The organism is Pseudomonas iridis (genome assembly GCF_017980685.1).
In the GTDB taxonomy this organism is placed as follows: Bacteria; Pseudomonadota; Gammaproteobacteria; order Pseudomonadales; family Pseudomonadaceae; genus Aquipseudomonas; species Aquipseudomonas iridis.
Window position 1 is genome coordinate 134,161 of sequence record NZ_JACXXO010000009.1, and the last position, 26,995, is coordinate 161,155.

At 61.2% G+C, this 26,995-nt stretch carries 26 protein-coding genes; 10 read left to right on the plus strand and 16 right to left on the minus strand.

Translation table 11 applies throughout. The annotated features are described in order from the left end of the window. The first annotated feature begins 62 nt into the window (after window positions 1–62). Window positions 63–1,949 carry a TonB-dependent receptor domain-containing protein gene (locus IEQ42_RS16545; RefSeq protein ID WP_210704201.1) on the plus strand — a complete coding sequence of 629 codons (1,887 nt, stop codon included), beginning with the start codon at window positions 63–65 and terminating at the stop codon, window positions 1,947–1,949. 99 nt (window positions 1,950–2,048) lie between these two features. On the opposite strand, the gene IEQ42_RS16550 is transcribed toward IEQ42_RS16545, so the two are convergent. The 12 genes from IEQ42_RS16550 to nrdR form a co-directional block, all read right to left on the minus strand. Beyond that, window positions 2,049–2,858 (minus strand): cobalamin-binding protein, encoded by an 810-nt coding sequence (locus IEQ42_RS16550; protein WP_210704202.1) that lies wholly within the window; start codon window positions 2,856–2,858, stop codon window positions 2,049–2,051. Then, a complete protein-coding gene (locus tag IEQ42_RS16555; RefSeq protein ID WP_042561293.1) occupies window positions 2,858–3,277 on the minus strand; it encodes a hypothetical protein in 420 nt (139 codons plus the stop codon). Before IEQ42_RS16555 ends, IEQ42_RS16550 begins: the two co-directional genes overlap by 1 nt. Beyond that, on the minus strand, window positions 3,274–3,891 hold the full coding sequence (ribA, locus tag IEQ42_RS16560; protein ID WP_210704203.1) for a GTP cyclohydrolase II: 618 nt from the start codon (window positions 3,889–3,891) through the stop codon (window positions 3,274–3,276). Before ribA ends, IEQ42_RS16555 begins: the two co-directional genes overlap by 4 nt. Before the next feature lie 254 nt (window positions 3,892–4,145). Continuing rightward, entirely contained in the window at window positions 4,146–4,883 is a 738-nt protein-coding gene (locus IEQ42_RS16565; protein ID WP_210704204.1) for a substrate-binding periplasmic protein, read from the minus strand. Between the two features lie 34 nt (window positions 4,884–4,917). After that, window positions 4,918–5,421: a phosphatidylglycerophosphatase A family protein gene (locus tag IEQ42_RS16570; RefSeq protein ID WP_127651238.1), complete on the minus strand. Its 504-nt coding sequence runs from the start codon at window positions 5,419–5,421 to the stop codon at window positions 4,918–4,920. After that, window positions 5,418–6,383: a thiamine-phosphate kinase gene (gene thiL / locus IEQ42_RS16575; protein WP_210704205.1), complete on the minus strand. Its 966-nt coding sequence runs from the start codon at window positions 6,381–6,383 to the stop codon at window positions 5,418–5,420. Before thiL ends, IEQ42_RS16570 begins: the two co-directional genes overlap by 4 nt. Before the next feature lie 17 nt (window positions 6,384–6,400). Continuing rightward, complete coding sequence (nusB, locus tag IEQ42_RS16580) at window positions 6,401–6,901, minus strand: transcription antitermination factor NusB (RefSeq protein ID WP_047303669.1); 501 nt, start codon at window positions 6,899–6,901, stop codon at window positions 6,401–6,403. After that, on the minus strand, window positions 6,898–7,374 hold the full coding sequence (ribH, locus tag IEQ42_RS16585; protein ID WP_003228649.1) for a 6,7-dimethyl-8-ribityllumazine synthase: 477 nt from the start codon (window positions 7,372–7,374) through the stop codon (window positions 6,898–6,900). Before ribH ends, nusB begins: the two co-directional genes overlap by 4 nt. 91 nt (window positions 7,375–7,465) lie before the next feature. Continuing rightward, complete coding sequence (gene ribBA / locus IEQ42_RS16590; protein ID WP_150595200.1) at window positions 7,466–8,557, minus strand: bifunctional 3,4-dihydroxy-2-butanone-4-phosphate synthase/GTP cyclohydrolase II; 1,092 nt, start codon at window positions 8,555–8,557, stop codon at window positions 7,466–7,468. 16 nt (window positions 8,558–8,573) lie between these two features. Beyond that, the gene (locus IEQ42_RS16595) at window positions 8,574–9,239 is read right to left on the minus strand and encodes a riboflavin synthase (RefSeq protein WP_042561299.1); all 666 of its coding nucleotides are present in this window, start codon (window positions 9,237–9,239) and stop codon (window positions 8,574–8,576) included. 47 nt (window positions 9,240–9,286) lie between these two features. Then, entirely contained in the window at window positions 9,287–10,420 is a 1,134-nt protein-coding gene (gene ribD / locus IEQ42_RS16600; protein ID WP_210704206.1) for a bifunctional diaminohydroxyphosphoribosylaminopyrimidine deaminase/5-amino-6-(5-phosphoribosylamino)uracil reductase RibD, read from the minus strand. Continuing rightward, complete coding sequence (gene nrdR / locus IEQ42_RS16605) at window positions 10,417–10,881, minus strand: transcriptional regulator NrdR (RefSeq protein ID WP_007910946.1); 465 nt, start codon at window positions 10,879–10,881, stop codon at window positions 10,417–10,419. Before nrdR ends, ribD begins: the two co-directional genes overlap by 4 nt. Window positions 10,882–11,009: 128 nt before the next feature. On the opposite strand from nrdR, the gene IEQ42_RS16610 reads away from it, so the two are divergent. The 3 genes from IEQ42_RS16610 (at window position 11,010) to trxA (ending at window position 13,168) form a co-directional block, all read left to right on the plus strand. Continuing rightward, window positions 11,010–11,474, plus strand: coding sequence for a YbaY family lipoprotein (locus tag IEQ42_RS16610; protein ID WP_042562223.1), 465 nt, complete (start codon window positions 11,010–11,012; stop codon window positions 11,472–11,474). After that, entirely contained in the window at window positions 11,471–12,127 is a 657-nt protein-coding gene (locus IEQ42_RS16615) for a class I SAM-dependent methyltransferase (RefSeq protein WP_210704207.1), read from the plus strand. The genes IEQ42_RS16610 and IEQ42_RS16615 overlap by 4 nt, the downstream gene beginning before the upstream one ends. 168 nt (window positions 12,128–12,295) lie before the next feature. After that, window positions 12,296–13,168 (plus strand): thioredoxin, encoded by an 873-nt coding sequence (trxA, locus tag IEQ42_RS16620; protein WP_210704208.1) that lies wholly within the window; start codon window positions 12,296–12,298, stop codon window positions 13,166–13,168. A 119-nt stretch (window positions 13,169–13,287) separates the two neighbouring features. Here the strand turns inward: trxA and IEQ42_RS16625 are convergent, their stop codons facing one another. Further along, the gene (locus tag IEQ42_RS16625) at window positions 13,288–13,647 is read right to left on the minus strand and encodes a hypothetical protein (protein WP_210704209.1); all 360 of its coding nucleotides are present in this window, start codon (window positions 13,645–13,647) and stop codon (window positions 13,288–13,290) included. 135 nt (window positions 13,648–13,782) lie between these two features. Here IEQ42_RS16625 and IEQ42_RS16630 point away from each other — a divergent pair, with 135 nt between their 5' ends. The 5 genes from IEQ42_RS16630 (at window position 13,783) to IEQ42_RS16650 (ending at window position 17,950) form a co-directional block, all read left to right on the plus strand. Further along, entirely contained in the window at window positions 13,783–14,382 is a 600-nt protein-coding gene (locus tag IEQ42_RS16630; protein ID WP_210704210.1) for a DUF2796 domain-containing protein, read from the plus strand. A gap of 138 nt (window positions 14,383–14,520) precedes the next feature. Next, on the plus strand, window positions 14,521–15,231 hold the full coding sequence (locus tag IEQ42_RS16635) for an ABC transporter ATP-binding protein (RefSeq protein ID WP_042561307.1): 711 nt from the start codon (window positions 14,521–14,523) through the stop codon (window positions 15,229–15,231). Window position 15,232: 1 nt separating this feature from the next. After that, window positions 15,233–16,498, plus strand: coding sequence for an ABC transporter permease (locus IEQ42_RS16640; protein ID WP_115146462.1), 1,266 nt, complete (start codon window positions 15,233–15,235; stop codon window positions 16,496–16,498). 11 nt (window positions 16,499–16,509) lie between these two features. Further along, the gene (locus IEQ42_RS16645) at window positions 16,510–17,028 is read left to right on the plus strand and encodes a DUF3299 domain-containing protein (protein ID WP_042562226.1); all 519 of its coding nucleotides are present in this window, start codon (window positions 16,510–16,512) and stop codon (window positions 17,026–17,028) included. A 223-nt stretch (window positions 17,029–17,251) separates the two neighbouring features. Further along, window positions 17,252–17,950, plus strand: a complete 699-nt coding sequence (locus IEQ42_RS16650; protein WP_042561309.1) for an OmpW/AlkL family protein — start codon at window positions 17,252–17,254, stop codon at window positions 17,948–17,950. A 199-nt stretch (window positions 17,951–18,149) separates the two neighbouring features. Here the strand turns inward: IEQ42_RS16650 and IEQ42_RS16655 are convergent, their stop codons facing one another. Beyond that, window positions 18,150–19,082, minus strand: a complete 933-nt coding sequence (locus IEQ42_RS16655) for an NAD-dependent epimerase/dehydratase family protein (RefSeq protein ID WP_210704211.1) — start codon at window positions 19,080–19,082, stop codon at window positions 18,150–18,152. Next, window positions 19,075–19,959, minus strand: a complete 885-nt coding sequence (locus tag IEQ42_RS16660) for a sugar nucleotide-binding protein (RefSeq protein WP_210704212.1) — start codon at window positions 19,957–19,959, stop codon at window positions 19,075–19,077. Before IEQ42_RS16660 ends, IEQ42_RS16655 begins: the two co-directional genes overlap by 8 nt. A gap of 342 nt (window positions 19,960–20,301) precedes the next feature. On the opposite strand from IEQ42_RS16660, the gene IEQ42_RS16665 reads away from it, so the two are divergent. Next, window positions 20,302–24,600, plus strand: a complete 4,299-nt coding sequence (locus tag IEQ42_RS16665) for a DEAD/DEAH box helicase (protein WP_210704213.1) — start codon at window positions 20,302–20,304, stop codon at window positions 24,598–24,600. Window positions 24,601–24,740: 140 nt separating this feature from the next. Here IEQ42_RS16665 and IEQ42_RS16670 read toward each other — a convergent pair whose 3' ends face one another. Next, on the minus strand, window positions 24,741–26,852 hold the full coding sequence (locus tag IEQ42_RS16670; protein WP_210704214.1) for a mechanosensitive ion channel family protein: 2,112 nt from the start codon (window positions 26,850–26,852) through the stop codon (window positions 24,741–24,743). Between the last annotated feature and the right edge of the window lie 143 nt (window positions 26,853–26,995).

Here is a 26,995-nt window from a genome sequence, read left to right on the forward strand (position 1 = left end):
TCGCGAGCAGGCTCGCTCCCACATTTGATTTGTGTATACCCGATACTCCCCGATGGATTGCCATGAAACTCTCGCGCCTCGCCCTGCCCTTTTTCCTGCTGCCATCCGCCAGCGCTGTCGCCGACACCTTCGAGCGGGATCAAGCGCTGAAGCTGCCGGACGTTTTGATCAGCGCCAACCGTCAGGTCGAAGCGCGTAATGACAGCAGCGCCGCCAACACCGTGTTCACCCGCGAAGACATCGATCGCCTGCAACCGAGCGATGTGTCAGATCTGCTGCGTCGCGTGCCGGGCGTGCAAGTGGCGCAGGCCGGTGGGCGCGGCAGCTTGCCCGGGGTCTATATCCGCGGCACGCAGTCGGCGCAAAGCCTGGTGCTGGTCGACGGCCAGCGCATCGGCAGTTCCACTTCCGGTGACAGCAATCTGCAGCACCTGAACATCAAGCAGATCGAACGCGTGGAAGTGCTGCGCGGTTCGCGCTCGGTGATTTATGGCAGCGATGCGATTGGCGGGGTAATTCAGATTTTTACCCGTCGCGGGGCTGAGCAAGGCGTGCAACCACGCATGCATGTCGGCTTCGGCAGCCATCAAACCTGGGAGCGCAGCCTCGGCCTGTCCGGTGGCGACGACAAAACCCGCTTCAACCTCGGCGCCAGCCTGGATGAAACCGCCGGGATCGACCGTACTCATGAGTCATACCCGAGCGACGGCGATCACGACGCCTACCGCAACAAGTCAGTGAGTCTGAGCCTCAGCCATGCGCTGACTGATGACATCGAAGTAGGCGCCAACCTGCTGGATAACCGTGGCAAAAGCGAGTTCGACAATCCGTTCGGACGCTTCGACATGACCACGTTCGAATCGGTCCAGCAACAGCCCTACAGCGATTTCAACGTCAGCAGCGTCAGCAGTTATGTCGATGCCCGGGTCAACGATATCTGGAAAACCCGCATTGAATTCGGCCACACCGAAAACCGCGAAAAGACACTGGATAAGCTCAGCGACGAGCGCACGGTGTTCAACACTTACCGCGATTCGGTGAACTGGCAGAACGACTTGACCCTGGATGCTCGCAACAGCCTGATCCTCGGCGGCGACTGGTACGAAGACCGGATAAATAGCAGCACCGCGTTCGACGAGGACAGCCGCTGGAACCGGGCCGCGTTCATCCAGCACCGTTATCAGGCTGACAGTTTCTCCACGGAGCTGGGTTTGCGTCACGATGACAACCAACAGTTCGGCGGTCAGAACACCTGGAGCGGCACCTTCACCCTGCCACTGAACCCGGACAACGATTTGCTGCTGAGCTACAGCGAAGGTTTCCGCGCACCGACCTTCAACGACCTGTACTACCCGGATTTCAGCAACCCAAAGCTGAAACCGGAAACCTCGAAAAGCTACGAGCTGCAATGGCGCAGCCAGTTGAGCGACAGCACTCGCCTGGAAGCTTCGCTGTACCGCACGGATCTTGAAGACGCGATCATCTTCGGCAGCAACTCACGGCCGGAAAACGTGGCTTCAGCACGGATCAACGGCTTTGAAGCGGCGCTGAAGCATGAATTGTTTGGCTGGCAGAGCAACCTTGGCGTGGCGATCATAGACCCGCGCGACCGTGATACCGGCAATACGTTGGCGCGACGGGCACGGCGGACGTTGAGTTGGGATCTCGATAAGCAGTTTGATCGACTGAGCCTCGGCGCCAGTTGGCAGGCGGTGAGCAGCAGCTATGACGACCTGACCAACAATCAAACACTAGGTGGTTACGCGTTGTTCGGTCTGCGCAGCAGTTGGGCGCTGAACCGGGAGGTCAAACTGGATCTGAAGGTGGATAACCTGCTGGACAAGGGTTACAGCCGCGCAAACTACAGCTATGACGGCAGCCAGTATGGTTATCGCGAAGAAGGTCGAGCGTGGATGTTTGGGGTGACCTGGACCCCCGAACTGCGCTGAAATTGCTGAAATTGCTGATGCTCCCTGTTGGAGCTGCCGAAGGCTGCGATCTTTTGATCTTATAAAACAACATCAAAAGATCGCAGCCTGCGGCAGCTCCTACAGGGGTTGATTGTCAGGCTGGATGAGGTGGCAGAGCTTGGCGGTGGCGTCGATCATCTGAGCGCTCGGGCGCTCCAGGCCTTTGTCGGTGACCAGCAGCAATTGCCTCTGCTTTACAGCCGCCACCTGCGGCCATGCCTTCCAGGCATCCAGTTGCGCCTGATCACTGGCCAGAATCACCTCGGGATCTCGCTGCAATACTGCCTCAATGCTGATTTGCGGCGCCGGCAGGCTCAAGTCGCCGAACACATTGCGCGCGCCGCACACCTCAAGCGCATCGCTGATGATTTGCCCTCCACCGACGGTATACAGCGGCTTGTCCCACACCTGATAAAACACCTTGAGTGGCGTGTCCCGGTGATAACGCTGGCGCAGGTTGTCGAGTTTCTGGCGAAGATCCGCCGCCAGTTTCACCCCACGTTCGGGCCGGCCCAGTTGCCCGGCGATGGCTTCGATTTGCGCAGAAAGCTGTTCAAGGCTGTGTGGTTCGGCGACGTAAGTCGGGATGTTCAGCCGCTTGAGCTGATCACGCTGCGCCGGCCCGACACTGCCGGGCCAGATCAACAACAGATCAGGTTTGAGACTGAGCAAACGCTCCATGTCGAGTTGGCCATAGCGGCCCACCGAGGGAAGATTCGCAATCGCAGCAGGCCGCTCGCCCGCATCCAGCACGCCGACCAGCAGATCGGCGGAATCCAGTTCAACGACGATTTCAGAGAGAGACGGCGCGAGGCTGACCACACGCAGAGCGGCGAATACAGGGCCATTGATAGCCAGCAGCAGAACCGCCAGCCAGAGACGGCGCATCAGCCGAGTTGACGCGGGATACGGTAGAGGTAAAACAGCACGACGGTGGACAGCGCCAGCAACATCAGTGGTATGGCTTCAAGGCCGACAAATACCGCCAGTGCACCGATCCACGCGGGCAATGCGGCCGCGAGAAATGCCGCTCGGCGGCTTGCCGCAAGGGCGATCCAGGCTGCCGGCTCATCCGCGGTATCGAGGGCTTTTTGCGTAGCGATCAGCGCATGTTTGTAGCGGCCAAAATACTTCAGGCTGACGAACATCGACGCGACACCGGCAATGAACAGCGGCATCGCCAGCACCGGCAGAATCGCCTCGCCCTGACCAAACACGGCATTCAGCACGAACAACGGCACCAGCGCTAACGCCAGGTATTTCCACCAGTCGACGCTGAGGCGACGCTTTACCTGACCGCGAGTCACGCCCTGTCTACCTCACCCTGATGCTCATTGCCCATCATGTGGTCGAGCTTGCTGGCCTTGGTCGCCAGATACAGTTTGTTGTGCGGGTTGTGGCCGGTGTGCAGCGGCACGCGCTCGGCGACGACTATGCCCATGTCGGTCAGGGCTTTGACCTTGCGCGGGTTGTTGGTCATCAGACGCAGGACCTTCACGCCCAAGTGTTCGAGCATCGGCAGGCACATGGCGTAGTCGCGCTGGTCGGCGGCAAAGCCCAGACGTTCGTTGGCTTCAACGGTATCGGCGCCGCCATCCTGCAATTCGTAGGCGCGGATCTTGTTCAACAGACCGATGCCGCGACCTTCCTGACGCAGGTAGAGCAGCACGCCACGACCTTCGCGAGCGATGGCCTTGAGCGCGCCTTCCAGCTGCGAACCGCAGTCGCAGCGCTGGCTGAACAGGGCATCACCGGTCAGGCATTCGGAGTGCAATCGGCCGAGTACCGGGGCACCGTCGGTGAAATCACCCAAGCTCAGTACGACGTGCTCACGGCCGGTGGCTTCGTCGAGAAAACCGTGCATGGTGAATTGCGCAAAAGGCGTTGGCAGCTTGGAAGCGGCAACAAAAACGACAGGCACCGGTGTGCTCCTGATCTGAAAAAGTCTGAAGATTCGCTGGGCGGCATTGTAACAGCAGGTTCCTACAGACGCTTAGGCTGAATTATCGGGCATAACGATCAAAAAGTTTGATGACTTCCCCCACAACATGAATCCCTGTGGGAGCTGGCTTGCCAGCGATTGCGGTGGGTCAGCGAATAATATTGCGATTGATACACCGTCATCGCTGGCAAGCCAGCTCCCACAGGGTTCAGTTTCGAACCGACCGATCCGCGTCACGGCTGCTCGAACGGATATGGCTGCTTCCACTTCTCGAAAATCGGTTTCAGCTCGCCGCTCTTCACCAGTTGATCCATGCGCCGGTCAAACAGCGCCATCAACATGCGCGCCTGCGGTGTATTGGCGAAGCACAGGTACAGCGGCAACTCGACGACATGGGTCGTGCGAAACAACGACGGATCCCTCGCCCGACTCAGCACGTAATTGATCTCAGTCAGCGCGTCGATGTAATAGTCGGCACGGTTGTGGGTCAGCATCGACAGGATTCCGGTGCGTCGGATGACTTCGTTAAAGCGCTGCACATTGGGCAGGTAGCTCTGGTAGTCGTAGCCGCGCACCCAGGCCAGTCGATAGCTGCCCAACGTTTCCAGCGTCGGCGCCGGATTGCTGGCAAGGCCCAGCGCATAGACGTGATCGGTGTCGAAATTCCAGCGCGGATAGAGCAGATCACTGAACTCTTCGTGATAGGAGCCCACGCAAGCATCGACTTCAGCACGCTGCGCCAGCCCTACAGAACGCGTGTAGGGTTCGCTGCGAATATCGAGTTTTACCCCGACCGGTTCGAACACCTTGCGCAATACATCCCAGGCCAGCCCCTGGCCATCAGCAGCGGTGTAGTCTTCCCAGACTTCGCTGGCCAGATGAATCACCGACGGCGACGACGCGGTTTCCTGCGCACTGGCGACAGTGCCCAGCACAGCCAAAACCACTCCTGCCAACCAGCGCCGCGACATCCTTAATACCCTCTCTAGCCTGACAACCCTCGAATCAGGCAAATACCCACACCAGCCCTTGCATCGCCAGCCAGGCGAACACGCCAGCCAGCACGTCGTCGAGCATGATGCCGACACCACCATGAACATGCCGGTCGATCCAGCGGATCGGCCACGGCTTGAGAATGTCGAAGAAGCGGAACATCAGGAAACCCGCGAGTAACCAGTACCAGCCTTCCGGCACCAGCCACAGGGTGATCCACATCCCGACCATTTCGTCCCAGACGATGCCTTCGTGGTCGTGCACGCGCAGATCGTCAGCCACCTTGCCGCACAGCCAGAAGCCGAACAGCATGGTAATGCCGAGCATCAGCCAGTACCCCCAGTCAGGCAACATCTGCCACAACGGGATAAAGGGTAGCGCAACGAGCGAACCCCACGTGCCCGGCGCCTTGGGCAAGGTGCCCGAACCGAAGCCGAAGGCGAGAAAATGCCAGGGATTGCGCCAGACAGAAGGCGGAACGAATTCGGCCGGAACCTGTTTCGGGTGATCTGTCACGGTGACTCCTGAAAATGTTGATAGCCCCGGATTTGCGGGGTGATGTCGTGCCCTTCGCGGTCCAGTAGCGCCACGCCCTGCCCCTCTGCCACACGACCGATAACATGGATCGGCCAACCCTCGGCCAACAGTGCCGGCAACTCGACGGACGGTAACGTAAAGGCCAGCACGTAATCATCGCCACCGCTCAGCGCCGCACGCTCGGCACCGCGCTGACCAAGAAACGCCACTAGTGCATCCGACAACGGCACACGCTCACGTTCAATTTGAAGTCGCACCTTCGACGCCAACGCGATGTGCCCGCAATCGGCGAGCAAACCGTCGGAGATATCCAGCGCTGACGTGGCTTTGCCGCGCAGTGCCTGACCGAGCGCGAGTTGCGGTTGCGGCGACCAGTAGTGATCGAGCAGTGGCTGGGCGATGTCCGGCGCGGCGTCGCGCTGGCCCAGCACCAGCGGCAATGCACCAGCGGCATTGCCCAGTTCACCGCCGACACACAGCAAATCACCTGGCTGCGCGCCACTGCGGGTCAAGGCCAGTCCGGTGGGGACGCGACCGAACACAGTGACGGTCAGGCTCAACGGCCCGCGCGTGGTGTCGCCACCCACCAGAGCCACGCCGCAGCTCTGCGCCATGCGGTTCAAACCGCGGGCATAGGCTTGCAGCCAATCGGCGGTCACCGTCGGCACAGTCAGGGCAAGGGTAAAGGCAATGGGCGTAGCGCCCATGGCGGCCAGATCGCTGACCGCAACGGCCAGCGAGCGCTGACCGAGCAGATATGGATCGCAAGGATCGGCGAAATGCACGCCGGCCACCAGCGTATCGGTGGAGATTGCCAGCTGTTCCCCGGGGGGAACCGCCAGCAAGGCGCAGTCGTCGCCGATCCCGAGAGCAACGCCCTCGCCGCCCTGCGCACATGGCGCGGCGGCGAAGAAATTGCGGATCAGCTCAAACTCGCCCATTGGATATCAAGCGCGTATCAGCGCTTGAACGCCTTCACTTCAGCTTCACGCAGACGCGGGGCCAGCTTGTCGAGCACACCGTTGACGAACTTGTGGCCGTCGGTCGAACCGTAGACTTTCGCCAGTTCGATGCCTTCGTTGATCACCACACGGTACGGCACGTCGACGCGCTTGAGCAGCTCCCAGGTGGACAGGCGCAGCACGCACAGCTCAACCGGGTCCAGCTCTTCGATGGTCAGGTCCAGGCACGGCGCCAACGCAGTGTCGATCTCGGTCTGGTTGGCCGGAACACCGTGCAGGATGTCGTGGAAGTAGCTGGCATCGGCAAAGGTAAAATCGTTGTCGACGCGAAACTGCGCTTCGATTTCGTTCAGCGAAGTGCCGGCCAGAAGCCGCTGGTACAAAGCCTGAGTCGCCAACTGACGGGCAGCGCGGCGCTTTTCGCTTTTCGAAGGCTTGCCGGCGTCCGCTGGACGTGGGTCGCGCGGGTTGAAACGATCGCTTTCGTCGCTAATCACTTGGCCTCCAACTGTGCCAGCAGGCTGACCATTTCCAGCGCGGACAGGGCAGCTTCGGCACCTTTGTTACCGGCCTTGGTGCCGGAACGTTCGATGGCTTGCTCGATGGAATCAACGGTCAGGACGCCGAACGCAACCGGAACGCCGAACTCCATGGACACTTGGGCCAGGCCCTTGGTGCACTCGCCGGCCACGTATTCGAAGTGCGGAGTACCGCCACGAATGACCGCGCCGAGGGCGATGATTGCTGCGAACTCGCCTTTCTGAGCGACTTTCTGCGCAACCAGCGGGATTTCGAAGGCGCCAGGAGCGCGGATGATGGTGATGTCGCTTTCGCTCACGCCGTGGCGAACCAGGGCATCAACTGCACCGCTGACCAGGCTTTCAACAACGAAGCTGTTGAAGCGGCCCACTACCAAAGCGTAGCGGCCTTTAGGGGCGATGAAGGTACCTTCGATGGTCTTCAGGGTCATTCGTCAGTTCTCTTAAAGAGCCGGGACGCGTCTGTTACGCGTCCCTCAGTGATTTATTTGCCGCGAATTCAGGGCCGGAAACAACCGGTCATTATTCGGAGGGCACGTATTCTACAACTTCCAGATCGAAACCGGATATCGCATTAAATTTCATCGGTGCCGACATCAGGCGCATTTTGCGTACACCGAGGTCACGCAGGATCTGCGAACCGGCACCGACGATGCTGTAAGTGGTCGGTTTTTTCGCCGGTACCTGATCGCCGGTTTCACGAATATGTGCCAGCAACACGTCGCCATCCAGTGGGTGCCCCAGCAACAGAACCACGCCGCTGCCGGCCTCGGCAACCGCAGCCATGGCGGCGCGCAGGCTCCAGCGACCTGGCTGTTTGACCATCAACAGATCGCGCAGCGGGTCCATGTTGTGCACGCGAACCAGGGTTGGCTCTTCAGCGCAGACAGTGCCCAATGTCAGGGCCATGTGCACGTCGCCTTCCACCGAATCACGATAGGTCACCAGGTTGAATTGGCCCAGTTCGCTGTCCAGTGGCTGCTCGGCAATCCGCTGAACGGTACGTTCGTGGATCATCCGGTAGTGAATCAGGTCGGCAATGGTGCCGATCTTGATGTTGTGTTCAGCGGCGAACGCTTCCAGCTCAGTGCGACGGGACATGGTGCCGTCGTCGTTCATCACTTCGCAGATCACGCCGCTTGGCTCGAAACCGGCCATGCGCGCCAGATCGCAAGCAGCTTCAGTGTGGCCGGCGCGCGCCAGGGTGCCGCCAGCCTGAGCCATCAGCGGGAAGATGTGGCCGGGGCTGACGATGTCTTCGGCCTTGGCGTCTTTCGCGGCGGCAGCCTGCACGGTGCGTGCACGGTCAGCGGCGGAGATGCCGGTGGTCACGCCTTCGGCCGCTTCGATCGACACGGTGAACTTGGTGCCGAACCCGGAGCCGTTGCGTGGCGCCATCAGCGGCAGCTTCAACAGTTCGCAGCGCTCGCGGCTCATCGGCATGCAGATCAGGCCACGGGCGTGCTTGGCCATGAAGTTGATGTGTTCGGCCTTGCAGCACTCGGCGGCCATGATCAGGTCGCCTTCGTTCTCGCGGTCTTCGTCATCCATGAGGATGACCATCTTGCCTTGGCGGATGTCTTCAACCAGTTCTTCGATGCTATTGAGCGCCACAAGGCACCCCCTTCAGTCAGGAATTGAGGTAGCCGTTGGCGGCCAGAAAGCTTTCGGTAATCGTGCCACCAGCGCTCGGCTCTGCGGCTTTGTCGCCCAACAGCAGGCGCTCCAGATAACGCGCCAGCAAGTCGACCTCCAGGTTCACCCGACGACCCGGCTTGTAGGAAGCCATGATGGTTTCGCTCAGGGTGTGCGGAATGATCGTGAGCATGAACTCGGCGCCATCGACTGCGTTCACGGTCAGGCTGGTGCCGTCGACGGTGATCGAGCCTTTATGGGCGATGTATTTGGCCAGTTCTTTCGGTGCGCGGATGCGAAACTCCACGGCGCGGGCATTATCGGCGCGGGAGACGATTTCGCCGACACCGTCGACGTGACCGCTGACCAGGTGACCACCGAGACGGGTGGTTGGGGTCAGGGCTTTTTCCAGATTGACCGGGCTGCCGCTTTTCAGGTCATTCATGGCGGTGCAGTCCAGCGTTTCGCGGCTGACGTCGGCGGCAAAGCCGTTGCCCGGCAGCTCGACAGCCGTCAGGCAGACGCCGTTGACCGCGATGCTGTCGCCAAGTTTGACGTCGCTCAGGTCGAGCTTGCCGGTTTCAACATGCACCCGTACATCGCCGCCCTTTGGGGTCATTGCACGGATGCTGCCGATGGATTCGATGATGCCGGTAAACATGGGGTTCTCCTTGAGAACGAAGCCAGCGCTAACGCGATGGCCGGGAATTATACGCTCGCCGTAAGGACAGGGACGGCAGTGACTCGCCAGTCATCGCCCACCGCACGAATTTCAGTGATTTTCAGCTCCGGCGCATCCTTCATATAGGCCAGCGGCCAGTCCAGCAATGGACGCGCCGTGGAGCCAAGAAACTTGCCGGCGATGAAGATCACGAACTCATCGACCAGACCGAGTTGGGCAAACGCCCCCGCCAAACGCGGACCGGCCTCGACCAGCACCTCGTTGACGTCACGGTTGGCCAACTCGACCAGCAATTGATGCAGGTCGACCTGACCGTCATCACCCGGCACGATCAAACATTCCGGGCCGTTGGCGTAGTGCTCTTCGACGGCCATGCAGGTCGCGACCAGCGCAGGGCCAGCCTTGAAGAACGGTGCATCAAGCGGCACCCGCAGACGCCCGTCGACCAGCACCCGCAGCGGCGGGCGGCTCATGGCCAATGCGGTTTGTTCGGCATCCAGACCCAGTTCGTCGGCGCGAACCGTCAAGCGCGCGCCATCGGCCAGCACGGTATCGGCGCCGGTCAGCACCACGGCCGCCTGAGCGCGCAAACGCTGCACCGCCGAACGCGCGGACGGGCCTGTGATCCACTGGCTCTCGCCGCTTTCCATCGCCGTTCGACCGTCCAGACTCATGGCCAACTTGACTCGCACAAACGGCAAGCCGTGCTCCATGCGCTTCAAAAATCCGTGATTGAGCCTGCGCGCTTCGGCTTCCAGCATGCCGCTTTCAGTCGCAATGCCGGCATCAGCCAGACGCTGCAATCCGCGCCCGGCCACTTGCGGATTCGGATCACGCATTGCCGCAACCACTCGGCCGACACCGGCAATGACCAGCGCTTCGGCGCACGGCGGCGTGCGCCCATGGTGGCTGCAAGGCTCGAGGGTGACGTATGCCGTAGCGCCGCGGGCCAGCTCACCGGCGGCGCGCAAGGCGTGGACTTCGGCGTGAGGTTCGCCGGCGCGCTCGTGCCAGCCTTCGCCGACAATCTGCCCGTCCTTCACGATCACGCAGCCGACCCGAGGATTGGGGTGCGTGGTGTAGTGACCTTTGCGCGCCAGTTCCAGCGCACGCGCCATGAAGTGGGCGTCGAGGATGGCCTGCTCGGCGACGGTGGTCATTCTTTCACCGGTTCGCGGGCGAGGCGGTCGATTTCTTCGCGGAACTCGTTGAGGTCCTGGAAGCGCTTGTACACCGAAGCGAAACGGATGTAGGCGACTTCATCAAGCTTTTGCAGCTCGGCCATGACCAGTTCGCCGACCACGAGGGATTTGACCTCGCGCTCGCCGGTGGCGCGCAGCTTGTGCTTGATGTGGACCAGAGAGGATTCGAGGCGCTCGACGCTCACCGGACGTTTCTCCAGAGCGCGTTGCATGCCCGCGCGCAGTTTTTCTTCGTCGAACGGTTGGCGGCTGCCGTCGGTTTTGATCAGGCGCGGCAACACCAGTTCGGCCGTCTCGAATGTCGTGAAACGTTCGCCGCAGGCCAGGCATTCACGCCGGCGGCGCACCTGTTCGCCCTCGGCGACCAGACGCGAGTCGATGACCTTGGTGTCGTTGGCACCGCAGAAGGGACAGTGCATGGTGGCTGGCAACAAAAAAAGGGAGGGCCATGGTAGCGCATCCCGGTGGCAAGACAAGACATAGGGTTTGCGGTATACAGACGGGCATGATCGTTTGATCCATGGATTTCATTTTGCCGGAGCTGCCAATGCCTTTACGTCCGCTCGTTTTGCTCAGTCTTTTCAGCCTGCTGGTGGCCTGTGGCAGCGATGCGCCCAAGCCTCAACCGCCGACACCAGGCCCGGCGCCGCAGCAGGCGCAGAAAAAAGCCAATCAAGCCGCCGCCCTCGGCCCGCTGCCTGCCCACCAGCGCGAACTGAGCGGCACCCTGCAAGGTGTGCCGGCCGGTGCCGAAGTCGAACTGGCGCTGCTGGTGATCGATGCAAAGGATCGCCCGCAACAACTGCTCGCCAGTTCCAGCCTGATCGGCAACAACCAGATCCTGCCATTCCACGTGCGTTTCAATCCCGAGGCCTTTCCGGCGGGGGCGCGGGTTGAGCTGCGTGGCCGGGCGAGTCAGTCCGGCCAACTGATCCTGCATCTACCATCGCAAACCATCACCCAGCCGACCACGCAGGCGTTGGGCCAGCTGCAATTCGTCAAAGCACCATGAATGCACCGCTCGACCTGCAACAGGCATTGGGTGAATTGCTCGGCGACGCCAGACTCAAGGCCTGCGAGTTGCCCGGCACAGATTTACAGCTCTGGCTGATCGACGGCGACAACATGGCGCGCGAATTCAGCCAGGAAGAAACCCAGCGAATCCTGCATGAGCCGCCGTACTGGAGCTTTTGCTGGGCCAGCGGTCTGGCGGTGGCGCGCTATCTGGCTGAGTTTCCCGAATGGGTGCTCGGCAAGCGCGTGCTGGATTTCGGCGCCGGTTCCGGCATCGCCGGGATTGCGGCGGTGAAGGCCGGCGCGCTGGAAGTGGTGGCCTGTGATCTCGATCCGCTGGCGATTGCCGCCTGTCGGGCGAATGCCGCGCTCAATGATGTGCAAATGAGTTATTCGACAGACTTCTTTGCCGAGGCGGATCGCTTTGATCTGATCCTGGTCGCGGATGTGTTGTACGACCGGGCGAATCTGCCGTTGCTGGATGCGTTCCTCAGCCGTGGCCGCGAGGCATTGGTGGCGGATTCGCGGGTCCGGGATTTTCGCCATCCGTTGTATGAACGCATTGAGATGCTGGAGGCGATGACTTTGCCGGATCTGGCTGAGCCGGAAGAATTCCGGCATGTCAGCCTTTACCATGCGCGGCGTGACTAAAAGCTTCGCGAGCAGGCTCGCTCCCACAGGGGAATGCATTCCAGGGTGGGAGCGAGCCTGCTCGCGAAAGCGTCCTGTCAGGCAACACACCTCTCAAACCCGCCCCGCTTCCGGCCACACCCCACCAAGCCGTATAGTTGCCCCATCCACGCTTTTACGAGATTCCCCATGAGTCAGCAAACGCCGTACATCTTCGACGCCACGACTGCCGATTTCGACCAGTCGGTGATCGAGGCTTCTTTCAACAAACCGGTGCTGGTGGATTTCTGGGCCGAGTGGTGTGCGCCGTGCAAGGCGTTGATGCCGATGCTGCAAGGCATTGCCGAGAGCTATCAGGGCGAGCTGCTGCTGGCCAAGGTCAATTGCGATATCGAGCAAGACATCGTCGCCCGTTTCGGCATTCGCAGCCTGCCGACCGTGGTGCTGTTCAAGGACGGTCAACCGGTGGACGGTTTTGCCGGCGCGCAACCGGAATCCGCCGTGCGCGCCTTGCTCGAACCGCATGTGCAGATGCCGCCGCCGGCCGCAGCCGATCCGTTCGAGCAGGCTCAGGCGCTGTTCGATGACGGTCGCTACGCAGATGCCGAAGCGGCGCTGGTGGTGATGCTTAATGAGGACAACACCAACGCCAAGGCGCTGATTCTCTACGCCCGTTGCCTGACTGAACGTGGTGAACTGGACGAAGCGCAAACCGTGCTTGATGCGGTCAAGAGCGATGAGCACAAAGCCGCGCTGGCCGGGGCCAAGGCCCAGATCAAGTTCCTCGGCCTTGCCCGCGATCTGCCGGACACCGCCGACCTCAAAGCACGTCTGGCGAAAGATCCGCAGGACGACGAAGCGGTGTATCAACTTTCGATCCAGCAACTGGCGCGTCAGCAATATGAAGCGGCGCTGGATGCCTTGCTCAAGTTGTTTATCCGCAATCGCAGCTATGGCGAGGGGTTGCCGCACAAGACGTTGTTGCAGGTGTTCGAGTTGTTGGGCAACGAGCATCCGTTGGTGACTGTTTACCGTCGCAAGATGTTTGCTGCGCTTTATTGAAGATCAAAAGATCGCAGCGTGCCGCAGCGCCTACAGGGGATCGCAGTTGCCACCCGTTTTGCGGGTGAACGCTGAACCTGCAGGAGCTGCCGCAGGCTGCGATCTTTTGCATTTGCGCGCTACTCGATCCAGCTGTAGAGCGGCGTATCCCCGCCGCTCATCACCTTCACATCCGCACTGTGTCGCAGTCGCACCAGCAGGCGCTTGCCTGACACCGCGCTGCCGGTCAGCCCTTCGAGCTGCTCCAGCAGGTCCGGCCCGCTGAGTTGCCCGGCCTTGCGCAACAGATCCTTGGCGAGCTGCCACAAGGCATCGTCCTGGTTCAGCGGTTTCTCCGCTGGCGTCGTCGCAACGCCTTCAGGTTGAGCAACCGGCGCCTGCACATTCAAGGCCGAACCGAGCCTGGCCCAATCGCTGTCATCCAGTTCCACCGTCAAATCCACCGGCAAGTCGCCGACGGTTCCGCGTATCCGCAACATTGAGTTCGCTCCCGCACATTTCTGACCTGCATGCTCCCACGGGACTTGTGTAACGCCAAGCGCACGGGCAAACTCTGCGCACTTTCGTTATAAGATTACATAACAAACTTTTCATATTACTGTTCGGAGACCGTCATGCGCCGTCTGCTGCTCGCTTTGCCGTTTGCCCTGTTGCCGCTCGCCATCGCCCATGCTGCCAATGAGCATGACCACGATCACGACCATGAACACGGTAGCCTCGGTGCACATGAACATGGCGTTGGCCGTCTCAACGCGGCACTGGATGGCCAGACGCTGGAACTTGAGCTGGAAAGCCCGGCGATGAATCTGGTGGGCTTCGAACACGCCGCCACCACGGACGCCGACAAGGCCAAGGTTGCCGCCGCCCGTGCGCAGCTTGAAAAGCCATTGGCCCTGTTCAACCTGCCGGCCGCTGCCGGTTGCAAGGTGGTCAGTCAGGAACTGGAAAGCCCACTGTTCGGCGACAAGCCGGATGCTGACGACCACGACGACGATGACGCGGGCAAGGACAGCCACGAGCATCACCACGACCACAGCGAAATCCACGCGCACTATCAGTTCAGCTGCGCGACTCCGGGCGCACTGAAAACGCTGGATCTGGCGAATATCTTCAACACCTTCCCGGCGACTCAGAAAATTCAGGTACAACTGATCAGCGCAAGCGGCCAGCAAGGTACGGAAGTGACGTCGAAGGCTGCCTCGCTGAAATTCTAAAAACAGCGAAAATCCCCTGTGGGAGCGAGCCTGCTCGCGAATGTAATCGAACAGTCAACATCGTTGCTGACTGATTCACCGCTTTCGCGAGCAGGCTCGCTCCCACAGGGTTCCGTGTTCAACCATGAAATTGGCGCCATGACCCAAGCACTCATCGAACTGTCCGACCTGGGCTTCAGTTGGCCCGGTCACCCACTGCTGCTGGACATCCCGGCTTTTCGGCTGGAAGCGGGTGAAACCCTGTTCCTCAAAGGCCCCAGCGGCAGCGGCAAGACGACCCTGCTCGGCTTGCTTGGCGGCGTGCAAAAACCCGATCGCGGCAGCATTCGTCTGCTGGGCCAGGAGCTGACCGAACTCTCGGCCGGTGCCCGCGACACATTCCGCGTCGACCACACCGGCTACATATTCCAGCAGTTCAACTTGCTGCCGTTTCTCTCGGTGCGCGAGAACGTCGAGCTGCCCTGCCACTTCTCGAAATTGCGCGCTGAACGGGCGAAACAGCGTCACGGCAGTGTCGATCAAGCCGCCGCCACCCTGCTCGCGCATTTGGGGCTGAAGGACGAAAGCATCCTCAGTCGCCGCGCCGACTCGCTGTCCATTGGTCAGCAACAACGGGTCGCCGCTGCCCGTGCGTTGATCGGTCAGCCAGAACTGGTGATCGCCGACGAACCGACCTCGGCGCTGGACTACGACGCCCGGGAAAATTTCATTCGCCTGTTGTTCGCCGAATGCCGCGAGGCCGGTTCCAGCCTGCTGTTCGTCAGCCACGACCAAAGTCTGGCGCCGCTGTTCGACCGCCATCTGTCCCTGGCCGAGCTCAATCGCGCCGCCACGTCTGCCGAGGTCTGAGATGTATCTGTTTCGTCTGGCCATGGCCAGCCTGGCCAACCGCCGCTTCACCGCGTTGCTCACTGCATTCGCCATCGCCCTGTCGGTCTGCCTGCTGCTCGCCGTCGAGCGTGTGCGCACCGAAGCCAAAGCCAGTTTCGCCAGCACCATCAGCGGCACTGACCTGATTGTCGGCGCCCGTTCCGGTTCGGTGAACCTGCTGCTGTACTCGGTGTTTCGCATCGGCAACGCCACCAACAACATCCGTTGGGACAGCTTCGAACACTTCGCCAACAACCCGAAAGTGAAATGGGCGATCCCGATGTCGCTGGGCGACTCCCACCGCGGCTACCGCGTGATGGGCACCACCGAAGCCTATTTCGAGCATTACCAATACGGCCGCCAACAGCATCTGGCGCTGGCCGACGGTCGCGCCTTTGCCACCGATCCATTTGAAGTGGTGCTCGGCGCCGAAGTGGCCGACGCGCTGCATTACAAGCTCGGCGACAAACTGGTGCTGGCCCATGGCGTGGCCGCGATCAGCCTGGTCAAACACGACGACAAACCGTTCACCGTGGTCGGCGTTCTGAAGCGCACCGGTACGCCGGTGGATCGCACGCTGCACATCAGCCTTGGCGGCATGGAGGCGATTCACATCGACTGGCACAACGGCGTGCCGGCCCGTGGCAACGGGCGGGTCAGCGCGGATCAGGCGCGAAACATGGACCTGACGCCGCAAGCGATCACCGCGTTCATGCTGGGCCTCAACAGCAAGATTTCCACCTTCGCCCTGCAACGCGAGATCAATGAATTCCGTGGCGAACCGATGCTGGCGATCCTGCCGGGCGTGGCCTTGCAGGAACTGTGGAGCCTGATGAGCACCGCCGAAAAAGCGCTGTTCGTGGTCTCGCTGTTCGTGGTGCTGACCGGGTTGATCGGCATGCTTACGGCGATTCTGACCAGCCTCAACGAGCGGCGCCGCGAGATGGCGATTTTGCGTTCGGTGGGTGCGCGACCGTGGCACATTGCGAGTCTGCTGGTGCTGGAAGCCTTTGCCTTGGCGTTGACCGGAGTGATCGCCGGACTGGCGTTGTTGTACATCGGCATTGCTGCCGCGCAGGGTTACGTGCAAGCCAATTACGGTTTGTTCCTGCCGCTGGCGTGGCCGAGCGAGTATGAATGGACGCTGCTCGGTGGCATTCTGGCGGCCGCGCTGCTGATGGGCAGCGTGCCGGCCTGGCGCGCCTATCGCCAATCTTTGGCCGATGGCCTGTCGATCCGTTTATGAGGATGTTCACCATGCCCCGCGCACTGCTCGCGCTGTTATTGCTGGTCGCCCTGCCCGTGTGGGCAGCCGCGCCAAAAGACCTGACCTGGTCGGAAATGATCCCGCCGGACGCCGCGCCGGAAGTGCCGAACATGACGCCTCTGCACGACCTGTCGAAAATGAGCGATGCGCTGTCGGCTGAGTCGGCGCCAGCAGCCAAACAGGACTTGCCGAATGCGCCGGTGGTGCAGAGCCTCGACGGCCAGAACATTCGCCTGCCGGGTTATATCGTGCCGCTGGAAGTCAATGAAGAGGGACGCACCACGGACTTTTTGCTGGTGCCGTATTTCGGCGCCTGCATCCACGTGCCGCCACCACCGTCGAACCAGATCGTGCATGTGAAAAGCGAACTCGGGGTGAAGCTCGATGAGCTGTATCAGCCTTACTGGATCGAGGGGCCGATGCAGGTCAAGGCGTCCAGCAGTGAACTGGCGGATGCCGGGTATCAGATGGAGGCAGACAAGATTTATGTGTATGAGCTGCCGGAGTGAATGCCGGTAATTTTGTGCTGATTGACCCATCGTTTTCGCGAGCAGGCTCGCTCCCACAGGAGATTACATTCCAAGGTGGGAGCGAGCCTGCTCGCGAAGAGGCCCTCCAAAATCCCACAAAAACCCGCCCCTTCACTGTTTCATTGAGCTGAGTCAAAAGACCGGATCAGACGGCTTCATACAATAGGACATCAGAAAATTTCAATGTCCTTTTGGAGCCCCCATGAACAAGTCCTTGCTCAGCGCTTCGCTGGTTGCCCTCGCGCTCGCAGCCCCGCTCGCCCACGCCCACGAGGCCGGCGACATCCTGATCCGTGCCGGTGCAATCACCGTCAACCCGAAGGCCGACAGTTCCAGCGTCAAGGTCGATCAGGGTCCGTTGAGCGGCGCCAATCTGGGCGGCAAGGCGACCATGAGCAGCGACACTCAACTGGGTTTGAACTTCGCTTACATGCTCACCAACCACGTCGGTATCGAGTTGCTTGCAGCCACGCCGTTCGAACATGACGTGAAGCTCAAAGGCACTGCCCTGCCAGCAGCCAACGGCAAACTCGGCACGCTGAAACACCTGCCACCGACCCTCAGCGTCGTCTACTACCCGCTCGATTCGAAGTCGGCTTTCCAACCTTATGTTGGCGGCGGCATCAACTACACCTGGATCTACGACGAACACGTCGGCAGTGAAGCCAGCGCCAACGGCTTCAGCAACTTCAAGGCGAAAAACTCCTGGGGTCTGGCGTGGCAGGTCGGTGCGGATTACATGATCACCGACAACATCATGCTCAACGCTCAAGTGCGTTACATCGATATCGACACCCGCGCGACCGTTGAAAACAACGCCGTTGCACCGGGCACTCGGGCACGCGTGAATGTGGATGTGGATCCGTTCATCTACATGGTCGGCTTGGGCTATAAGTTCTAAGCCGGATTTACAGAACGTTCACGTGGTGGTGAATGAGGCTTGGTGGTGAGCAGGTTGAAACTGCAGGCGACTGATGTGCAGTCGATCGGGGAATGAAATTCCCTTGCCACAGGGATTGAGACAAATCCCGGCCGTGAAAAAGGCGCCTGTTGAAGGGCGCCTTTTTCATGTCTGGGAGAGGGTTAGGGTGAGGGGCTTTTCAGGCGCGCCCCAACAACCGCGCCAGACCAACGTTCATCGGCGTTTGCGGTGGCAGCTCGAATCGCTCGAGCAACCGCCGATTGTCCGCCCGCGAATGGCGGATGTCGCCCGAGCGGGCCGGGCCGTAACTGATCGGAGGCAACTCTCCGACAACCTTTTGCAGCTCGGCGAGCATCTGCTTGAGGCTCATTGCCTGATTCCAGCCGACGTTTACCGCGCCGATTTCGACAACAGGCTTTTCGATTGCCTGCACCAGAATGTCGACCAGATCCTCGACATAGAGGAAGTCGCGCGTCTGCTCGCCATCGCCGAACACGGTGATCGGCAAACCGTTCTGCGCGCGTTCGCTGAAGATGCTGATGACCCCCGAGTACGGCGAGGACGGATCCTGGCGGGGGCCGAAGATATTGAAGAAGCGGAAAATCGCTGGTTCAAGACCATGCTGGCGGCGGTAGAAATCGAAGTAGTGCTCGCTGGCCAGTTTGTCCGACGCGTAGGGCGTCAACGGGGCTTTTGCCGTGTCTTCATCAATAGACTCGCCCTCGCCGTTGTTGCCGTACACCGCTGCGCTGGAGGCGTATAACACACGCTTGACCCCGGTCAGGCGCATGGCTTCGCAGACATTCAAGGTGCCGATGAAATTGCTCTGGTGAGTCTTCACCGGATCATCCACCGACGCCTGCACCGAGGCCACCGCCGCCAAATGCGCGACCGCGCTGCAGCCCTGCATCGCCTGGGCAACCAGCGCCGCATCGGCGACATCGCCAACAATCAGTTCCACACGAGGATTGTCCAGCGGCAGGTTGCTGCGTTTACCGGTCGACAGGTCGTCCAGTATCCGCACCGAATGACCCTTGGCGAGCAACGCGTCAGTCAGGTGCGAGCCAATGAACCCGGCGCCGCCGGTAATTAAAACAGTGCCTTCAGCCATGGCGATAAAACCTATCCAGTAAGCCCGGGAGCGCGGCACGCCAGGCGCGCGGCTTGATCCCGAAGGTGTGCAGAATTTTCTTGCAGGCGAGCACTGCGTGCTGCGGTTCCTCGGCAGCATCCGGCCGTGCGGCGTGAGCCTGGGCGGTCGGTGCTTCGATGGCCAGCGCGTGGAGGCTGCGGGCCTCGGTCAGAATCGCCTGACCCAGCGCCAGCGGTGTGGTCGCCTCATGCCCGGCGTAGTGATAAGTGCCCCACAGCGGCGCCGCGCAATCGAGTTGCTTGAGCACCGAGATGATCACCCGTGCGGCATCGTCGACCGGAGTCGGATTGCCTCGGCGATCATCGGCCATGAGCAACTCTTCCGGCAGTTCGGCGCGGGCAAGGAAACGCCCGAGCGTGCCTTGCGCGCTGTCATCGAGCAGCCAGCCGAAACGCAGCAACACATGCTGCGGGCAGGCGGCGCGAACGCTTTGCTCGATCCGCCACAACGCCTGACCGCGCAGGCCCAGCGGCACCGGTTCGTCTTTTTCGCTGTACGCGGTGGCACGCGAGCCGTCGAACACCCGATAACTGGACGGTTGCACGAGGACGATATTGTGGTGCTGGCACAGTTCGGCCAGACGCTCGATGGCCCGTTCCTGCCCGGCCATGCGGCTTTCGCTGACCGTTTCGGCCTGGAACCAGTCGAAATAGTAGGCGAGGTTGATCAACGCATCCGGACGAGTGTCGTCAAGCAGTTGCGTCAGGCTCGCGGCATCCCAGCCGTCTTCTGGCGGGCGGGGGGCGAGGAAGCCGATGTCTTCTTCCGCACCGAGGCGAATCAGCGCCTGCCCAAGGGCATTTCCGCCGCCCAGTAACATAAGGCGCATTCGCATAAAGTCAGCAGGCCCAGTCTGATTGGAACGATGGCTTTGGCGACGATGCCAGCGGCACCGTCGTCGATAATTGCCGGAATCGTTGCATTTTGCGGGTTTAGTGCGCAACCGTCACTTCTAAAGTGCAGATCGCCAAAAATTGCCTCCATGTAAGTGGCCTCATCGCTGGCAAGCTCCCACAGGTTTCGTGGTGTCTCCAAATTCTGTGGGTTGAGGCAACAACGGGTTGGAGGTGTTCACAAATCCTGTGGGAGCTGGCTTGCCAGCGATGAGGCCCCCCGTGCCAGCCGAGATCCCCAGCGGTACTTGCATCTTCCCGCCCTCGCCCGCCTAACTTGTCCCATGAATCTGCCCCTCTCCACGGACGCGGCCCTGGCAGGCTTTCACCCCGCCGTCAGCGCCTGGTTCAGTAACACTTTTGCGACGGTCACCGCCGCTCAGGCCCGCGCATGGCCGTTGATCCGGCAGCGCCGCTCAACATTGATCGCCGCACCCACGGGTTCAGGGAAAACCCTCACCGCGTTTCTTGCCGTGCTCGACGACCTCGTCCACCGCGGCCTGGAAAATCCTGCTGGCCTGCCCGACGAAACCCTCGTGGTCTACGTCTCGCCGCTGAAGGCGCTGTCCAACGACATCCGCATCAACCTGCAAAATCCGCTCGCCGGGATTACCGAACAGTTACGACAGATGGGCTTGCCGCAACTGGAAATCACCACCGCCGTGCGCACCGGCGACACCCCGCAAAAAGAACGCGCCGCCATGCGCAAAATCGCGCCACACATTTTGGTGACCACCCCGGAATCGCTTTACGTGCTGCTGGGTTCAGAGTCGGGACGCAAAATGCTCGGCACCACGCGCACCGTGATCATCGACGAAATCCACGCCATGGCCGCCGGTAAACGTGGCAGTCACCTGGCCCTGAGCCTGGAACGCCTGCAAGCACTGTGCGCCGAACCGCTGACCCGCATCGGCCTGTCCGCCACGCAGAAACCGGTGGAAGCCGTGGCGCAGTTTCTCGTCGGCCATGATCGGACCTGCGACATCATTGATATCGGCCATGCACGCCCACGGGATTTGGGCATTGAGGTGCCGCCGGTGCCGTTGTCCGCCGTCATGGCCAACGACGTTTGGGAGTTGGTCTACGATCGCCTCGCCAAACTGGCCCGCGAGCACCGCACCACGCTGATTTTCGTCAACACCCGCCGCCTCGCCGAGCGCTTGAGCCGCCACCTCAGCGAACGCTTGGGCAAACACGCAGTGGCCGCGCACCACGGCAGCCTCGCCAAGGAATTTCGCCTCGATGCCGAACAGCGGCTCAAGCGCGGTGAGCTGCAAGTGCTGATAGCCACCGCGTCGCTGGAGCTGGGCATTGATATCGGTGAAGTCGATCTGGTCTGCCAGATCGCCTCGCCCCGCTCCATCGCCGGGTTTCTGCAACGAGTGGGGCGCTCCGGCCACCAGGTGGGCGGCACGCCCAAGGGCCGACTGTTCGCCACCACCCGTGACGACCTGATCGAGTGCGCCGCCCTGCTTGACTGCGTACGCCGTGGCGAACTCGACACCCTGCACATCCCCGAAGCACCGCTGGACGTGCTGGCGCAGCAGATCATCGCCGAAGTCAGTTGCCGGGAATGGTCGGAAGACGCGTTGCTGGCGATGTTTCGCCAGGCCTCGTCCTATCGAAATCTTGACGAAAACCACTATCAGGCCCTGCTGACGATGCTCGCCGAGGGCTACAACGGCCGCCAAGGCATTCGCAGCGCCTACCTGCACCGCGACGCTGTCAGCCGCACCTTGCGTGGCCGTCGTGGCGCGCGACTGGCAGCGGTGACCAGCGGCGGGACCATTCCGGACAACGCCGACTACAGCGTGATGCTTGAGCCGCAAGGCCTCAACATCGGCAGCGTCAACGAAGACTTTGCCGTGGAAAGTATTGCCGGCGACGTCTTTCAACTCGGCAACACGTCCTATCGCATCCTGCGGGTGGAAACCGGCAAAGTGCGGGTCGAGGATGCGCAAGGACAGCCACCAAGCATTCCGTTCTGGCTTGGCGAAGCACCGGGGCGCAGCGATGAGTTGTCGGCCGCCGTGGCGCGTCTGCAAGCGACGCTCGACGAGTTGCTCGGCGCCAACCCCGGCAATCTGCAACCGGCGCTCGACTGGCTCATGCAGACCCTTGGCCTGAACCTCGCCAGCGCCGAACAACTGGTCGAATACCTGGCCCGCGCACGACAGACCCTCGGCGCCCTGCCGTCACAAGACACGTTGCTGATGGAGCGGTTTTTCGACGAGTCCGGCGGCACGCAACTGATCATTCATTCACCGTTCGGCAGCCGCATCAATCGCGCCTGGGGCCTGGCCCTGCGCAAGCGTTTTTGCCGCACCTTCAATTTCGAATTGCAGGCGGCGGCCAGTGAAGACGCGATCGTGCTGTCACTGTCGACCAGCCACAGTTTCGAACTCGATGACGTCTGGCGCTACCTGCACAGCAACAGCGCCGAACACCTGCTGATTCAGGGAGTGCTTGATGCACCGCTGTTCGGCGTGCGCTGGCGCTGGAATGCCGGGGTGGCGCTGGCGTTGCCACGTTTTACTGGCGGGCGCAAAGTCGCGCCGCAGTTGCAGCGCATGAAGAGTGAAGACCTGATCGCCAGCGTTTTCCCCGATCAGATCGCCTGCCTGGAAAACCTCGCAGGCGAGCGGGATATTCCCGCGCATCCGCTGGTGGAACAGACCCTCGACGATTGTCTGCACGAGGCGATGGACTGCGAAGGCTGGCTCACCCTGCTACGGCGCATGGAGGCTGGCGAGGTGCGTTTGATCAGCCGCGATCTGCCAGCGCCATCACCGCTGGCGGCGGAAATCCTCAGTGCCCGGCCGTATGCCTTTCTCGACGATGCACCGCTGGAGGAGCGCCGCACTCAAGCGGTGATCAACCGTCGCTGGAGCGATCCGCAATCCACCGACGACCTCGGTGCGCTGGACGCCGACGCCATTAGCGCTGTGGGTGAAGAAGCCTGGCCGGCGCCGGGCAATCTCGATGAAATGCATGAGGCGTTGATGAGCCTGGCGTGTATCAGTGACCTGGAGGTTGAGGCCAACCCACAGTGGCGCGAATGGCTGGATGCACTGACCAGCGCTGGTCGCGCCTGTTTCCTGAAGATCAACCCACAACGTTCGTTGTGGCTGGCGCGAGAACGACTGACGTGCCTGCAAGCACTTTATCCACAGGCCACGCTGCAACCGCAGCAGCAAGCCCTGCCCGGTTTCGATGAAGCCTGGACTTTCGATGAAGCGCTGGTCGAGGTCATTCGTGCGCGGCTTGGTGCATTCGGCCCGCTGCCGTTAAGTGCCATCGCCGAACCTTTGGCGCTCGCCGGCGCGCAAGTCGCACAGGCGCTCGCTCATCTTGAGCGCGAAGGTTATGTGCTGCGCGGCCAGTTCACGCCGGGCGTGGCAGTTGAAGAATGGTGCGAGCGGCATCTGCTGGCGCGCATCCACCGTTACACGGTCAAACGCCTGCGCCGGGAAATCGAACCGGTGGCGCTACAGGACTTCATGCGTTTTCTGTTTGACTGGCAGCATCTGTCGCCCAGCACGCAGGGCCAGGGCAGCGCCGTGCTGCCGGCGATTGTCGGCCAGTTCGAAGGTTACGCAGCAGCAGCGTCGGCATGGGACAGCGACATTCTGCCGACGCGCCTGAAGGACTATTCACCGAGTTGGCTGGATGACTTGTGCCGCAACGGCAAACTGGTGTGGACACGCCTCAGCGCCCGCCAGAAAGTCAGCGGCACGGCGTTGCGCAGCACACCGATTGTGCTGCTGCCGCGCAGTCAGGCCGGTTTGTGGAGCAGCCTCGCCGAGCAGACGCCGGTCAGTGAGCTGTCAGCCAAAACGCAAAAAGTGTTCGAAGCCTTGAGTCAGCACGGCGCGTTGTTTTTCGATGAGTTGATTCACGAAGCGCACCTGCTGCGCACCGAGCTGGAAATCGCCTTGCAGGAACTGGTGGGCGCCGGTCTCGTGAACGCCGACAGCTTCGCCGGCCTGCGTGCGCTGATCACCCCGGCGAGCAAGCGCCAGCAACGCAGCAGTCGGCGCGGGCGCGGAGCGTTTATCGGCGGCATGGACGACGCCGGGCGCTGGGCGTTGGTGCGGCGCAGGCCGGTTGTGGAGAACCCGAGCCTCCCCGCCGAAACACTCGAACACGTCGCCATGACCTTGCTACGGCGCTACGGCGTGGTGTTCTGGCGCTTGCTGGAGCGTGAGGCCGACTGGTTGCCGAGCTGGCGCGAATTGCTGCGTACGTTTCATCGACTGGAAGCGCGCGGCGAGATTCGTGGCGGACGCTTTGTCAGTGGTCTGGCGGGTGAGCAATTTGCCTTGCCAGAGGCGATTCCGTTGCTACGCGAAGTGCGACGCCGGCCGCCTGACGGCAGTTTGATTACGGTGTGTGGAGTTGACCCGCTGAATCTGGCCGGGACGTTGTTGCCGGGGGCAAAAGTGCCGGCGCTGGCGAGCAATCGGCTGGTGTATCGGGATGGCCTTCCTGCTGCGGCGGTGATTGCCGGCAAGCAGCAGGTTTGGCTGAAACTGAATCAGGAAAACATGCTTGAGCTACAGCGCGAGCTGATCCGGCATTGATATCGACGGGGCTGGCCTCATCGCGGGCAAGCCCGCTCCCACAGGTTTCTGGGTGATGCCTTGATAGCCGTCACACCCTAAACCACTGTGGGAGCGGTCTTGCCCGCGATGAGGCCAGCAATCCCAGCGCAAAACTGCTGTCAGGTCCGAGAAGGCTGCGGCAACACCACCGGCGAACTCTCAGGTGGCGTCTCTTGCACTAGCTCTCCCTGCCGTTGCGGCAACAAAACCTGCTGTGGATAAGTCTGCGCGAAGTGCACCGACGGGCTGTTATCCACAAGCTTCTTCAAACGCTGATTGAACGCCCTGCTCACCGCATATTGCCCGCCGGACACCGTGCGGAATTGCGCCGTGAGCACTACGCCGTTGAGATCCATCTTGTCCACGCCAAACACATCCAGTGGCCCTTGCAGGTTGTATTTGAGGAAGGGGTCTTCGCGGATCGAATCGCCGGTCTCGCGAATCAACTCGATGGCCTTTTCGACATCCGTGTCATAGGTGAACTGCACCGAAAAGAACGCGAACGCAAACTGGCGCGATTGATTGGTCACAGCCTTGATTTGCCCGAACGGCACCGAGTGCACAAAACCCTTGCCGTCGCGCAGGCGCAACGTGCGGATCGTCAGCCCTTCAACCGTGCCGGCATGCCCGGAGTCGAGCACCACCCAGTCGCCGATCGACAGGGTATCTTCGATGATGATGAACAACCCGGTGATCACGTCCTGCACCAACTGCTGCGAGCCGAAACCGATGGCCAGACCGACCACCCCGGCACCGGCCAGCAGTGGCGCAACGTTGATACCCAGATTGGCCATGGTCGTGATCGCGCAAATCACCACGAGGATGATTTTGATCGCATTGCGCAGCAGCGGCAGGATGGTTTTTACCCGGGTGCTGGGCTGGCGCGCCCCGCGCTTGCTGACCGGCGGTTTCAGCGCTTCTTGAATCGCCGTGTCGAGCACCACCCACAGCAGCCACGTCACGAGGAAGATCAGGCCAATGCTGCTCAAGGCATTACTGATCGCCCGGCCGACCGTGCTGCTCTGCGCGAAATCAAGTAGCGACACGCCCCAGATCCGCCCGAGGATATCGATGAAAGCAATGGCGATGACGATCCGCAGCAACGCATGCAAAAGGCTCAGGAAACGTTCTTTGTAAGCACTGCTGTGCTTGATCGTCTCGGCCTTTCGCGACTTGAACAGGTGCTGCAGGATGGTGCTCAAAAACACCGTCCCTATCAGCAGCACCGTGGTGAACAACGCGCAGCGCAGGGCCTTTTGATTGTCCTCGCCGATGCCGATCAGATTCACCGCCGACACCAACACCATCAGCACAATCGGCCAATACCACAACCCGGAAAAAATCCGCAGCGACTCCTGCAACGACGGCTGTTTCAGACGCTGGCTCAGCGAACGATTGCGGATCAGATGCGCCACCGGGCGGCGCAGGCGAATCACCAATAAACCGAAGATGATCGAAGCGATCAATCCGGTGAACACCGCAATACTGCTGGTGATATTGCCGCCCAATTGCCGGGCGATTTGCGGGCTGGTCAACGCATCACTGAGCGCAGCAAGAAAGCCGATCAGGAACAGGGGGCGCGGACAGTAATCGCGGATGATTTTTGCCGCCGGGCGTTTGTGCCCGACATTGAACATCACCACCACGCACAACAGCATTGACGTGGAAAAGATGCCGCTACTGGTCGCATAAGCAAAACACAGCGCCAGCGCATGCCCTGCCGACGCTTGCAGGAAATGGCTGACGTACAGCGTCAACGGCAGGCAGATCAGCGCCGGTAACATGTATGGCAACAAATAGCCGAGCAGATCCTGGCAGCGCGGGTGCGTGCGAAACCAGCGACCTTCGCGCAGACGTTTAGCCAACAGGCTGCCGAGCACGGTCAACAGGGCGAATGTGCCAAGCCACACCCCGGACAGCGTCAGGAAGTCCCCGGCGACACTCCAGCCAGAGCGGTTCGACGGGTGATTGACCAGTTTGTCGACCTCATTCGCCGCACGGTCGGCGCGCAAGCGCCAGGCATCCACCAGATCTTCGTTGAGGTCGAGTTTTTCTTGTACGTCGTCGATGCTCGTACTGATGGCACCGAGCAACCCGCCCTGCACAATCGGTTCGGGCTTGGCCGGCTCTTCAGTGGCGGCCGGCAACCCCGGCAGTGTCGCGGCTTCGAGCTCGCTGGCACCAAGAAACAACAATGCTCCCAGCAGAATGGCGATCCTGAACTTCATCAAAACTCCGATCTCCCGTTGGCTGAACCTGTAAGGAACTGATCGGCAATTGCACGGCAAGTTCAAGAGCCCCCTCACCCTGGCCCTCTCCCGAGGGAGAGGGAACTGACCGAGTTGAATGCTGGAGGTACGCCGACTTGCGAGTT